Source organism: Occallatibacter sp., assembly GCF_049582745.1.
Classification (GTDB): Bacteria; Acidobacteriota; Terriglobia; order Terriglobales; family Acidobacteriaceae; genus Telmatobacter.
The window spans coordinates 1-12,915 of sequence record NZ_JBAUUO010000082.1 but is presented as its reverse complement, the minus strand read 5'-3'; the positions used below and the strand labels follow the sequence as shown (position 1 = coordinate 12,915).

The 12,915-nt window shown below is 57.1% G+C and carries 12 protein-coding genes, 1 tRNA gene and 1 pseudogene; 7 read left to right on the top strand and 7 right to left on the bottom strand.

Annotated elements, in window-relative coordinates; genetic code table 11:
• Positions 1–60 precede the first annotated feature (60 nt).
• From WCA10_RS13520 to WCA10_RS13490, 7 genes are all read left to right on the top strand, one after another.
• Positions 61–600 carry an NADH-quinone oxidoreductase subunit NuoE family protein gene (locus WCA10_RS13520; RefSeq protein WP_472823055.1) on the top strand — a complete coding sequence of 180 codons (540 nt, stop codon included), beginning with the start codon at positions 61–63 and terminating at the stop codon, positions 598–600.
• On the top strand, positions 597–3,761 hold the full coding sequence (locus WCA10_RS13515) for an NADH-ubiquinone oxidoreductase-F iron-sulfur binding region domain-containing protein (protein WP_472823054.1): 3,165 nt from the start codon (positions 597–599) through the stop codon (positions 3,759–3,761). Before WCA10_RS13520 ends, WCA10_RS13515 begins: the two co-directional genes overlap by 4 nt.
• Before the next feature lie 3 nt (positions 3,762–3,764).
• Complete coding sequence (hoxU, locus tag WCA10_RS13510; protein WP_472823053.1) at positions 3,765–4,493, top strand: bidirectional hydrogenase complex protein HoxU; 729 nt, start codon at positions 3,765–3,767, stop codon at positions 4,491–4,493.
• A 9-nt stretch (positions 4,494–4,502) separates the two neighbouring features.
• On the top strand, positions 4,503–4,757 hold the full coding sequence (locus WCA10_RS13505) for a dienelactone hydrolase family protein (RefSeq protein WP_472823052.1): 255 nt from the start codon (positions 4,503–4,505) through the stop codon (positions 4,755–4,757).
• 334 nt (positions 4,758–5,091) lie between these two features.
• A complete protein-coding gene (locus tag WCA10_RS13500) occupies positions 5,092–5,364 on the top strand; it encodes a hypothetical protein (protein WP_472823051.1) in 273 nt (90 codons plus the stop codon).
• Between the two features lie 19 nt (positions 5,365–5,383).
• Positions 5,384–5,929, top strand: coding sequence for a hypothetical protein (locus WCA10_RS13495; RefSeq protein WP_472823050.1), 546 nt, complete (start codon positions 5,384–5,386; stop codon positions 5,927–5,929).
• Complete coding sequence (locus WCA10_RS13490; protein WP_472823049.1) at positions 5,907–6,239, top strand: hypothetical protein; 333 nt, start codon at positions 5,907–5,909, stop codon at positions 6,237–6,239. The genes WCA10_RS13495 and WCA10_RS13490 overlap by 23 nt, the downstream gene beginning before the upstream one ends.
• Here the strand turns inward: WCA10_RS13490 and WCA10_RS13485 are convergent.
• From WCA10_RS13485 to WCA10_RS13455, 7 genes and pseudogenes are all read right to left on the bottom strand, one after another.
• Positions 6,228–6,303 (bottom strand) — tRNA-Ala (locus WCA10_RS13485). The two genes, WCA10_RS13490 and WCA10_RS13485, sit on opposite strands and share 12 nt — an antisense overlap.
• A 102-nt stretch (positions 6,304–6,405) precedes the next feature.
• On the bottom strand, positions 6,406–8,712 hold the full coding sequence (locus WCA10_RS13480; protein WP_472823048.1) for a hypothetical protein: 2,307 nt from the start codon (positions 8,710–8,712) through the stop codon (positions 6,406–6,408).
• A complete protein-coding gene (locus WCA10_RS13475; RefSeq protein ID WP_472823047.1) occupies positions 8,709–9,476 on the bottom strand; it encodes a DUF3142 domain-containing protein in 768 nt (255 codons plus the stop codon). Before WCA10_RS13475 ends, WCA10_RS13480 begins: the two co-directional genes overlap by 4 nt.
• 277 nt (positions 9,477–9,753) lie before the next feature.
• Positions 9,754–11,004, bottom strand: a complete 1,251-nt coding sequence (gene rho, locus WCA10_RS13470) for a transcription termination factor Rho (RefSeq protein WP_472823046.1) — start codon at positions 11,002–11,004, stop codon at positions 9,754–9,756.
• A 220-nt stretch (positions 11,005–11,224) separates the two neighbouring features.
• Positions 11,225–11,446 (bottom strand): DNA-directed RNA polymerase subunit omega, encoded by a 222-nt coding sequence (locus WCA10_RS13465; RefSeq protein ID WP_472823045.1) that lies wholly within the window; start codon positions 11,444–11,446, stop codon positions 11,225–11,227.
• A gap of 603 nt (positions 11,447–12,049) precedes the next feature.
• Positions 12,050–12,538, bottom strand: a pseudogene (locus WCA10_RS13460) (magnesium chelatase subunit ChlI family protein); the annotation flags it as partial.
• 106 nt (positions 12,539–12,644) lie between these two features.
• Positions 12,645–12,915 (bottom strand): hypothetical protein (locus tag WCA10_RS13455; protein ID WP_472823044.1); only part of this gene is annotated, 271 nt, incomplete at its 5' end.

The following is a 12,915-nucleotide window of genomic DNA, read 5'->3' as shown; positions in this document are numbered from 1 at the left end:
TCAGAGCATCGCAAGAAATCCGACGACCAACGAGGTTCCTGACACCTGGAGGAGGGTCGAATGCGGGAAGAGATTGCTCAGGGATTGAATGCAAACGAGAAGCTGCTGATCGACAAGGTGATTGCCGTGCACGGAGATGGAGCGGGCGCATTGTTGGGCATTCTCGAGGATGTGCAGGGCGCAAATCCTCACAAGTTTCTGTCGCTGGATACCCTCCGCTATGTCGCCGCCAAAACTGGAATCCCCCCTGCAAAGGTCTACAGCGTCGCCACCTTCTATGCGCTCTTCAATCTCGACCCGCAGGGCGATAACGTGGTTTGCGTATGCCGAGGTACTGCGTGCCACACTCGCGGCTCGCGAGATCTGCTTGCCAAGCTCTGCCTCGACCTTGGTTTGCATCAGCGAACCACCGACGGTTCCAACGACGCCGACAAGCTGTCGATGACGACGAAAGATCGGCACTTCACGGTTAGAACCGTAGCTTGTTTTGGACAGTGTGCTCTGGCGCCCGTTGTTGAAGTGAATCATCACATCCTGAGTCACGTGAATGAGCGCACCCTGCAACGTGAGATCAACGTGTTGAGCTTGAGGAAAAAATGAAGCCGCGCATCGAGGATATCGGGAGCTTTAACGCTATACGCGAATCCGGGATTGCCAAGCTCATGTCTCCCATTCCGCGGATTACCGTGGGAATGGGTACATGTGGGCGTGGTAACGGAGCCGAAGAGGTATTTCACGCCCTGAACGATGCCATTGAACGAAGCGGACAGGATGTTCAGCTTGCGGGCGTGGGCTGCTTCGGTGCCTGCTTCCAGGAGCCGCTCGTAGGAGTTCGAATCCCCGGTGCGCCGTTGGTGATTTTGCATCACGTTCGACCGAACGACGCCAACCGAATTCTCGAAGTCCTTTCGTCAAAGGTGATGCCTCCCGATCTTGTCTTTTGCAAACTGGAAGAGTGGGATCACGTCACCGCGCAGTTCAAATTCGGCCAGGGCTATCCTGAGATACCCCTGTGGAACTCGATCCCATTCTTCAAAGGTCAGAAGAAGATCGTGCTTAGGAACGCGGGGCTGATTAATCCGGAAGATATTGAGGAGTACATCGCAGTCGGAGGTTATCAGTCACTTTACAAGGTTCTTATCGATGGACGACCGGAATCGATCATTGAGCAAATCAAAGCATCGCGGTTGCGCGGACGCGGTGGCGCCGGATTTTTGACAGGAAACAAGTGGGACTTCCTTGCCAAGGCGAAGGCGGATGAGAAGTACATCATCTGCAATGCGGACGAGGGAGACCCGGGCGCGTACATGAACCGCAACGAGATCGAGAGCGATCCTCATTCTGTTCTGGAAGGCATGATTATCGGAGCATATGCCACCGGTTCCACGCGAGGGATCGTTTACATCCGTGCGGAATACCCGCTGGCGGTGCGCCGACTGAGTCGTGCTGTTGAGCAAGCGCGCGAATACGGTTTGCTTAGAACGAACATTCTTAATCGCGGATTCGACTTTAACATCGAGTTGGTTCAGGGTGCCGGTGCATTTGTTTGCGGAGAAGAGACTGCGTTGATTGCGTCGCTGGAGGGTTGTGCCGGCCGACCGCGCCCCCGTCCTCCTTTTCCGGCACAGAGCGGACTATGGGGCATCCCCACCGACATCAACAATGTCGAAACCTGGTGCAATATTCCTGCGATTGTTAGTCGCGGACCGAGTTGGTTCGCCGAGACGGGTAGTCAGAAAAGCCCCGGGACGAAAGTTTTCTCTCTTGTGGGAAAAGTGCAGAACACCGGACTTGTAGAAATGCCGCTTGGTACACCTCTAAGAACGTTCATCTACGACATCGGTGAGGGTGCGGCAAGCGGGCGTCGCGTACTCGCCGTCCAGACAGGTGGCCCGTCGGGCGGATGCATCCCCGCAGAGATGTTCGACACTCCCGTGGACTATGAGAGTCTTGCGCAAATCGGTTCGATCATGGGCTCGGGCGGAATGGTCGTACTGGATGAAGACAACTGCATGGTCGATGTCGCGCGGTACTTCATCGAATTCACACATTCCGAATCGTGCGGCAAGTGCGTGCCGTGCAGGGTCGGGCTCGACAAGGCACTTCGAATACTTAACGCAATCACCGAAGGCCGCGGAACGATGGAACATCTGGAGACACTGGACGAACTGGCGCGGATGATCCGTGCTTGCTCTCTTTGCGGCCTCGGCCAGTCGGCTCCAAATCCCGTCCTGACGACACTGAGACACTTTCGCGACGAGTACCACGACCATATCCTGGCAAGACGTTGCCGAGCTGGGGTGTGTCAGGAACTTGCAGTATCCCCATGCGAGAACAGCTGTCCTCTCCGGATGAATATCCCCCGCTTCCTTGAGCTCTTTCAGGAAGGTCGCCTTGAGGACGCATTTGAATCAGTGCTGATGGACAATCCACTCCCTGCGTCTACGGGCCGCGTTTGCCAGCATCCATGCGATAACCGATGCCGGCGACAGTCGTTCGATGAAGTTGTGAATATGCGCGAAGTGCATCGCTACATCGCAGACGCGGTGTATTCTTCGGAACTGTTCGAACCGATGGTGGAGCGTATCCTGACCCACAAACTGGCGCCCACGGGGCGCAAGATCGCAGTTGCCGGAGCCGGGCCGACCGGGTTGACAGCTGCATTTTACCTGGTCATGTTGGGACATGAAGTCACAGTCTTCGAAGAGCGCAGCGAGGCGGGTGGTATGCTTCGGTTCGCGATTCCGGAATATCGCCTGCCGAAATCGGTGCTTCATCGTGAACTCGAATTAATCGAACGTATCGGCGTCAAGATGATTTTTAACACGAAAGTCGGGACGGAACTTTCTCTAAATGATCTGGCGAGCCAATTCGACGCGACATTTCTCTCCATCGGAACGTGGAAAGAGTCGTGGCTCTATCTGCCTGGCACGGAATTGACCGGGGTTTATCCTGCTCTACCCTTCCTTGAGTCGATGGCAAAGAACGAGTCCGTTCCACTTGGTTCGCGCGTAGCTATTATAGGCGGCGGCAATGCGGCAATCGACTCGGCCAGGACTTCAAGGCGGGCTGGCGCCGAGGTGACGATTCTCTATCGACGCGAACGCAGTGATATGCCCGCGATCGATGAAGAAATTCGCGCAGCCGAAGAAGAGGGCGTACGGCTGGTGTTCCTCGCGGCGCCTCACCGCATTCTCGGAGACGCAAAGGGTCAAGTGAAAGCAATTGAAATTGTGAAGACCCGCTTGGGCGCATACGACAACTCAGGTCGGCGGCGACCGATTCCTACAGATGAGGTCAAACGCTTTGAGTGCGACACCGTCATCCTCGCCGTCGGGGAAACATTCGATCTTGATTTCTGCCGCGCATCGGGACTGGAACTGAAGGAACAAGGAACGATCAAGGTAGACCGATTCACGTTGGAAACGAGCCGACGGGGTTTCTACGCCGGAGGCGATGTGATTACAGGCGCCTCGAATGTCTCAAATGCGATGAGCGGAGGTAAACAGGCCGCTCGAAAGATCGATGAACGCCTGATGGGTGATACGCGCTGGGAGCAAATCTTCCCTCAGCTTGAATATGGCCGTAGCACTCCCGGTGAGCCGAGCCTGAGCAAACGACATGCCGGTGAAAATGCAGCAGTCGCAGTTCGCGTACGAACACAGGACGAAGTTGTTTGCACGTTAAGTTCGGCTGAAGCCATCGAGGAAAGCCGGCGTTGTCTTCGTTGCGACCTGCGCGCCCTGGTTGCGGAGAAGTGAGCCTTGGAAGGAGAACCCTTGAAAACCATCTCTTTAAGAATCGATGGCGAGTTGATAACAGTACCCGAGGGTCAAACGCTCCTTGACTCCGCTCGCGAACACGGAAAAGATATCCCGACGCTTTGCTACCTCAAGGGCTTAAGCGCAACGGGCGCGTGCCGTGTATGCATGGTTGAACTTGCAGGAACCGATCGGTTGTTGCCGGCTTGCACCACACCTGTTCAGGATGGCATGTCGATCAGAACAACATCGCCCAGACTCGAAGAATATCGCAGGATGGCGATCGAACTGCTTTTAGTCGAACGCAACCACATCTGCTCTGTGTGCGTATCGAACGGTCGCTGTGAACTCCAAACGCTTGCGCAATCGCTTGAAATCACACACGTTCGGTATCCGTACGACAATCCGCGTCTTCATGTCGATATGAGCCATCCGCGATACGTCGTTGATCACAATCGGTGCATTCTGTGCACCCGATGCGTACGTGCCTGCGCAGAACTGGAGGGTGCCCATGTTTGGGAGGTATCCGCTCGCGGGATCTCTTCGCGGCTGGTGAGCGATATGGCGGAAGACTGGGGTAACGCCCGAAATTGCACCAACTGCGGCAAATGCATCCAGGCATGCCCCACGGGAGCCTTGGTTGAGAAGGGATTCGCTCCGACCCATATGGAAAAGAACAGCGAAATGATTGCGCGCATCTCGGCGAGCAGAACGACCGCACACCACACTTGAGCCAGAGGCATGGTTACAGTCGGGTATTGTTTTGGTGGCATGACGATGCTCGAACTCGCTGGAAGCGGTGCGGATGTCTCCGGGGTCGTCAGCGTTCACGAAGGCCTCGATACCTCGCAACCGTCAGAACCAGGCACCGCGAAGGCCAAGATCCTCATAAGTCACGGAGGTCTCGACCCACACGTTCCGATGGCCCAGGTGAACACCTGTATCGAGGAGATGAAAGCCGTCCCTGCGGATTTACAACTAAAAGCCGCCGAATAGCCAAAATTCCCGAATCAAGATAGTTCGGTAACTGGTCCTTGAAAGCCGGAGGGCGCAATCGGATCGCTGCGGGAATTTCTCTCCGCGGCTGTAATCCGTGCCGACCTGCGCTCCGTCTGGATTAATGAAGGATGACGATAGCCGGTTCTCTGCTTGCGATGGTCACAGCCGGAAGGCCGACTGGGGCTTTATGTGCGATGTTCGAGACGGCGCGCAGTACAAGAAATTTCTGATCCCAACGGGAAGGGCAAGTGAGGCGACCAGCCGAGAGTTGCAAACCCATTGTCTTTACCAAACGAAGGCAGAACCCGGAATGGAGATTCTGGAGCGTGATATGTCAGATGGAGTGCGTGTCTGGGCTGTCGACGAAAGCGATTGCCTGAGGGAAATAGAGCCCTCGAAGCTGGATTACGAGGAACGAATCGAAAACTGGATATGCAACAACGTGTCGGTTCTCGTACCTGACGACTCTGCCCTCATGGTAATCGGACGCCAAGTCATAACCAGTTCCGGTGGGCGTATCGATTTGCTTTGCATGAATGGAGATGGGGACCTCGTTGTAGTCGAACTCAAGCGGGATAAGACCGCTCGCGAGATCACAGCTTAGGCTCTGGATTACGCATCTTGTGAATGGCGACACGTTGACCACAGCAACCAAGGAGCGTGTCGGTCGAATCATCCAATTGCTGCGCGCTCATCAAGGGATCGTGATTCAGTTGATGGAAGGCTATCGCGATCACAGGCCTGCCGACACGCTTATTCCAAGCCTGATTCAGTTCAATTCTGAGTTGAATGAGAGACTCCTGCGCTACAAGATCATTCCGCAAATTGATCTGCTTAGTTTTGTACCTAGGCTTGGCTTTCTTTCCGCCGACAGTCATCGTCTGTCCGCGGAAGACAATGCGGAAGCTCAGGCTGTGTGGTGCGCGCTTCAGATCGCGGAACGAAATCAAATTGAAGATGTGCGGGAATGCTCATGTCGCAGGTACTTCGTTGCAGAAAGAATCGACCAGACACATTGCAGTGTGAAATGCCGCGTGAAAGCCCACCAGTCCTCTGAAGAATTCAAAGCGAAGAGACGAGCGGCTGACCGACAACGTTACAGGCTGCACAGGGATGGAAGGGTGAAGGAGACGGACAGGAGGAGAAATGGCACTCAAAAAGCGCGGTAAAACGTGGCACTGCCATTTCGCTGTGGACGGCGTGCGTTACTGGCAGAGTCTGGGAACAACCGACTGGCGGGATGCGCAAAACAAGGGAAAAGACAGAATTGCCGAGGCCAAAGCGGGCAAACTTGCGGCCAGTAGTGACAATTTCACCCGGCTCCTGTTCCGCGATGTGGCTAAACGGTTCTTGGAGGATCGCCCCCCGCATCTTGCTCCAAGGAGGGCAAAACGAAGGGTTACGACACAAACAACGACAGAAGCGCCGCAAACGAGATGCTGGGGATGCCGCAAGTTGCTGATTATATGGTGGAGCTGAGCGGGATCGAACCGCTGGCCTCCTCGTTGCGAACGAGGCGCTCTCCCAGCTGAGCTACAGCCCCACGACTTATTTAGTTTACCAGTGAGCGGGGAATCGGCAAAGCGCTCCGCGCTGTCACTCTCGGGACGGCGATGATAGCTCGGGCCAGACGGCCAGGACCAATCTAGTAGTAATAGCGTGTCTTCAAGGCCCAGGGGGATTTGGGGTAGCGGCGGTGGAGAAGCTCGAAGGCAGTCTTGCTGATTGGAGTGTACTCGGATTTATCAGGATCTCCAGTGGTGTTATACGCCTGGCAGGCATAGTGTCCGGCGCGCACTGTGAGAGCCAGAGCTTCAGGAACGAGCGGATCGTCGGGATGATCTTTTGCGTAGTCGAGAACTCGCTGGCCGATGACGATGACGGAGTCTGGGAATTGCTGGAGGCGCTGATACTCAGAAGCGGCTCGAGCTAGCGCGTCCGAAGGCAGGAAGGGTGGAATGGGGAGCGGCTTTGGGTTTTTGGCCTGTTCGTAGTTCTGAGGGTCTCCCCATGGCTTGCACCACCAGTTGTTGCGCAACTCATCGAAGTAGCTGAAGCTGGCGACACGCGATACTCCCAGTTCCAGGTAGGGGCGAATGCCGGGATTGCGGAGGATGGCGAGATCGGCCGGGAAGCCGATGCTGGAACCGGCAGTGTCGCGGACCGCTTTGGGCAGAGACGGAGCGAGCTTTGTCGCGCTAGCTGCGTCCTCAAAGAGGACGGCTCGCGTCCACGTGGCGATGGCGATGTTCTGGCGCAGGTTTGCGGGAAGGCTTGTGGAAGTGGCTGCTTCGATGAGCAGGTTGATGGGGGTTTGCTGGTTCAGTACGATGACGGCGTCGTCGTCGAATTGCGGTTGAGTGAGCTCGGGGCAATCCGCCTGTTCGTTCACGGCGCGGGCTTTCGCGTTGCATTGGCCTTGCAGATCCCAGGAGCCTTGCGATCCGGTACTGAGTGTGGGGCGTGGTGCGTAGGTGAGGAACTCGCTGAAGTTGCGTGCGACGACCAGGCGTTCAGCGAGGAGCGCGTTGAGTTTGGAACTGGGCTTCTGGCGTTGCAATGCGGGAAGAGCGATATCAAGCAGGGAGCGTGCTTCGTCGGTGCGCTTGAGTGCGATGAGCAGACGAACGCGCTGGAAGAAGATGGTGTCGTAAGCGGGTGAGGTTTTTGGAATCTTCGCAGCCGCATCGATGAGTTGTGGGGCGAATGGATCGGATGGGTTCGACTTGTCCATTGCGATCACCAGCCAAGGGAGTTCACGTCTCTGTTGCCATTTGGAAAGGGCGGTGGCAGACGTATCGCTTCCTCGCCAGGCCTCAATCCATTCGAGGAGCGGCGGAGTATCGGCGAGTTTGCCGTGCTTCATCATGATCCAGCTAAGATCAGCGAGATCCTGGCGGAAGCGCGGGTCGGGACCTGGGCCGGCGAGCGCGGAGCAGATCTCGGCAACGCGCTGAGTAGGCTCGGTGCGGATGCGGATGAAGTTGAGTTCAGCCTGAATGATGGTGCGCGATGGTTTTGGGTCGGGCTGTTTGAGCAGCGACTCCAGCATTTGCTGGGCGCGCTGCATCGTGTTGGTGTCGTAGCTTGCAAGGTCGCCGCTGTAGGGATCGGTTGCGTTGCCCATGGCGAAGGCTTGGCGCACGGTGGCGCGGGCGGCGAGGTAGGGTCCCCATGCGGCCCAGGGGGATGAATTATCGGCGGCGATGGCGGCGAACTGGCGGGCGGCTTCGGCGAACTGTTTGGCGTAGAAAGTTGCGGAGGCGATCTGGTAGGCGCGATCGGCTTTGAGCAGGGCGGGGCTGTTGGCTGAGGCGGGAGTGGGGATGACAACGATCTTGCTTGCGCAGTTGGCAAAGACGGCGTCCTGCGCGTGTATCCAGTCGCGCAGAAATGGATTTTGGGGACCCCAGGTTTTTGCGCGCACGTTAAGAGTGAGGCTCGCATTGTCAAACGCGGGCCCGGGGCAATTGAGATAGCCCTCGTCGAGGGATATGGTGCCGTCGTAATTGGTGGGAAAGGTGGGCTTCTGTTCTCCCGGCGTGCCCTCGGGGATATATTGCGCGCGCGCCTTTAGCCATTTGCCAAAGGGCTGAGCATTTTCCTGAGCTTGCTTTTCTGCTTCCTGCGCGGCGGTGATCTGTGCCGGTGTGAGATTCCGGTAATCCGCGACGATCTGAGGCTGGCCGATGGTTGGTGCGTAAACGCTGCGTTCGGCGTCGGAGAGGTTGCCACCGTTGAGGTAGCGATAGGCGACAGCGTAGTCGTTCGAGTCGAAGCCGTCCTGCAGGATGCCGAGATGGCCTGCGGCGAATGCGGCAGAATCGTCGGGCCTGGTGATGCTGACAAAGACGTCGCCTTCAAAGTCGGGTCCGCAGGCTTCGACGTTGCCGATGGGTGATAGCAAGACGACAGCGATGAGGGCAGCAATCGCGAGCAGGCGAGATTTCATGGGAGTCTCCGAGCAAGTTCGGCGGGCGGGTCGGCGCGCCAGCCGTGGTCTGGGAAGACGTAGATGCGTTTGCCGGCGAGGTGGTCTGGCCATGGCTCATCGGTCGAAACACCGATGGAGGTGCGACAGAGCGGTTCGCGGATCTGAAAGTCGTTGATGGATGGCGGAGCGCGGCGATGATCGGGCTCCATGCGAAACATCATGGGCACGGCTTCGTCTACGGGAAGATCGCGAATCCAGTTGTCCCAACTGCACCAGGAGGCGAGGGCAGTGATGGAGAGGGGAAGGCTGGCGGGGATTTGTCGATGGAGGTCAATGAGCAGATCGCGATAGAAGGGGCGCTGGGAGCGGGTGGCATCGAAGTCGATTTGCAGGGCGGCGATGCCGGGCTGGTGCGCGGAGACGAGGATTGATTGGATGGCGTCTTTGCGGTTTTCATCATTCAGGATTGCCGTAGAAGGCGCTTCAATGCGGACGACGGGGATGCGCGTGGCGGTTGATGGAAAAGCAAGAGCGTTGCGACGCGGTTGGGCGTGGACGGTGAGGCCGATGGTCACTGTCTGGTCGAGGTAGGCGACGGCGAAGCGACGCGTATCGATGGTGCGGAAATCTTCGCGGCGTTCCCAGGCCCAGAGGGTTACACGCGGCAATGCGGCTAGACGGCGTTGCGGATGGGGGAGTGCGTCAGATTGAATGGTGAGCAGGATCAGGAGTGCGATCAGCGCGCAGGAGACGCCATTCCAGAGCTTGGCGGGGGTGGGCATGGTGGTTGCAGTTTCACAATGCACCACGGCAGGGGAGAAAGCAAGGAGGAAGGGCCGGAAGAGCAACTGCAGGTTCCTCCGCTTCCCTTCGCTGCGCTCAGGGTCCGGTCGGAATGACACTCTTTGGCCTGGATCGAAAACACGAAGGCCGGGGATGATGCCCCGGCCTTTTGCCAGTCTCTGGAGTACCACCTAGACCCCGGAGGCACCTGCGGTGCGGCCAACCGCGCCTTCGGCGCAAACTAACGGACAAGGAGAAAGTGTTCGGTTCATTCGGCTATAGCTGATTCATGTTGGCGAGGAACTCGGCGTTGTTGCGGACTTTCTCGAGGCGACTGATGAGCAGTTCCATTGCTTCGACGGGCGACAACGGGTTGAGGACCTTGCGCAGGATCCAGATGCGCTGGAGATCTTCCTTGGGGATGAGCAGCTCTTCTTTACGCGTGCCGGAGCGCTGGATGTCGATGGCCGGGAAGACGCGCTTGTCGACGAGCTTGCGGTCAAGGATGATTTCCATGTTGCCGGTGCCCTTGAATTCTTCGAAGATGACTTCGTCCATGCGCGAGCCAGTGTCGACGAGGGCGGTGGCAATGATCGTCAAGGACCCGCCTTCTTCGATGTTGCGGGCCGCGCCGAAGAAGCGCTTGGGGCGCTGCAGGGCGTTGGAGTCGACGCCGCCGGAGAGCACTTTGCCCGAAGGGGGCACGATGGTGTTGTAGGCGCGGGCAAGGCGCGTGATGGAGTCGAGCAGGATGACGACGTCGCGCTTGTGCTCGACGAGGCGCTTGGCCTTCTCTATTACCATTTCGGCGACCTGTACGTGTCGGGCTGCCGGCTCGTCGAAAGTGGAGCTGATGACTTCGCCCTTGACGGAGCGCTGCATGTCGGTGACCTCTTCGGGGCGCTCGTCGATGAGCAGGACGATGAGGACGACTTCAGGTTGATTGGCAGTAATGGAGTTCGCGAGCGACTGCAGCAGCATCGTCTTGCCGGTGCGCGGCGGAGCGACGATGAGACCGCGCTGGCCTTTGCCGACAGGAGTGAGCAAATCCATCACGCGGCCACTGACGGCCTCGCGCACGGTCTCAAGCTTGATGCGTTCCTGCGGATAGAGCGGCGTCAGATTGTCGAAGAGGATCTTGTTGCGCGTCTCTTCAGGAGACTCGAAATTGATGGCTTCGATCTTGACCAGCGCAAAGTATTTCTCGCCTTCATGGGGCGGGCGCACGTTGCCGCTGATGGAATCGCCGGTCTTCAGATCGAATTTGCGAATCTGCGAAGGAGAAACGTAGATGTCGTCGGGACCAGGCAGATAGTTGTAGTCGGGCGAGCGAAGGAATCCATAGCCATCGGGCAGGATTTCGAGCACACCTTCAGCGAAGATGTGGCCTTCTTTTTCGCTCTGGGCCTGAAGGATTTTGAAGATCAGGTCCTGTTTGCGGAGGCCGCTAGTGCCCGGGATTTCCAGGGTGCGCGCAATGCGGCTCAGTTCAGTGATGTTTTTTTCTTTGAGTTCGGCGATCGTCATGTTCACCTGCGGAAGGGGGTAAGTGGGAGACCCGAGAGAGGGAAGTGCTCCAGGAGCAATAGGCGGGGTTTAAGAGTTGCGGTCAGAAGTGCAGTTCTGCATTAAAGCGAAAACCTTAATGAAAGGGACTTCAATGCAGGCGGGAAGGCGGCCAATTGTGCCTTGTGAAAAGGCCGCCTGAGTGTTTGCTTAACTCCTCTAATAATACAGGAGATGGTGACTACGCGGCGCGCCGCGTTTCGATGGGCCGAGGCACTGGGGCATAGACCTGCGCCAGGGTTCCGGGGTTGGTGGAGTGGAAGCGGACGAGGACTTCGTTGGTAGTGTCCTGCAACCGAGTGTTCGGCTTGTGCAGCTTTCGGGTCGCCTTGCTCGCCAACTGGCAGAGCTGGTAGCGATTGGTGACGTGGGAAAGTGCTCCAAAAACCAAATCAGAACGCATAAAGTGAATCTCCTTCCAGACCTGTTCGCTGGTACTACCTGGCACCGGCGATACAGTTACTGACTAGATATGAAATCGAGCTGCTGCCCCAAGCAGTCTGTTCTCCCCTTTAGACGCACAAATTGGGCATGGAGTTCAAAAAACTTTTGCCGCAAAGCAGCGTTCAGTGGGAACAGGCAACTTGCCCTGTAACGGATAGAAGTGACTGCTGTTGCGAGCTTTGCGCCGGGCGATTTCAGCCGACATGGAACCCCAAACACACCCTGCCACCTGTGGATGAATTTGAGTCCGGAGTTGGAGGCGGAAAAAGCAGAAAGACGCGCGATCGCGCTTAGCAATCTACCCCTACGGATGGCACTCATGAATGTACAACGGGTCCGATTCCGGGTCAACATCTTTTTTTGAAGTTTACCTCGAACTGGGAGGGCGAGCTTTAGAAGAGGGAATGAGGTTAACATATTAATATTGTTATATTTAGACGGTCCTGAAACCACGCCAAAAGAAAATCACGGAAACTCGAGCTATCTTTTCTCAAACAAAAGGAATCATTGGAGTTATCCGCGCTATGTGGCGCACACCACATAAATCTCGTGGATTGGGACTTCAAGCCCAATAGCTGCGGTCTAGCGTGCGGTATTGGATGGCTTCGGCGAGGTGGGAAACGGCGAGCCGTTCGGCGCCCTCGAGGTCGGCGATGGTGCGGGCTACTTTAAGGATGCGGTCATGAGCTCGTGCGGTGAGTCCCTGCTGCTGCATGGCTCGTTCGAGCAGGCGCTCGGCGTCGGGGCCGAGTTCGCAATGGACGCGGATCTGGCGTGTGGACATCTGGGCGTTGGAGAAGATTTTTTCGCCGGAGATCTTGAACCTCGCTTGCTGGCGGTCCCGGGCGGCCATCACGCGGGCGCGAATTTCGGAGGAACCTTCGGCGGCGGCTCCTCCGCGCAGCTCCTTATATTGAACGGCCGGAACTTCAATGTGGATGTCGATGCGGTCGAGGAGCGGACCGGAGATTTTGGCGACGTAGCGCTGGATCATGGGCGGGGTGCAGAGGCACTCGCGCGACTTGTCGTTGAAATATCCGCAGGGCTGCGGGTATCTTCGTTGCTGCTTCCCGCCTCATTTATCTGCCGATGACCGATATCTAGTTGTATGTTGGGAGCTCCTCGAGCGACGCACGTTGCCCGCGAATCAAGAGAGGCTAAAGGCCCTTCTCCTCTTCGAATGCTTTCCTCAGTTTTTCGCGGACTATCGATACCGCGCTCGTTTCTGGGGCAATTGTCCGAGATGGCGACTTTCCGTCCATGTGAAATGTCCTCCGCTGGAAATCAGTGAACGCTGGCCTGTTTGAACTAAGCCGCTGCGCGGCGGCCGCTACTTCTGTGGCTGTCGAGTAGTTTGTTGGCTGGGATAGCTTTTGGGTCACAAGGAGGTCAGTGTGACCCGACTCCGTCAGATGATGCTGGACGAAC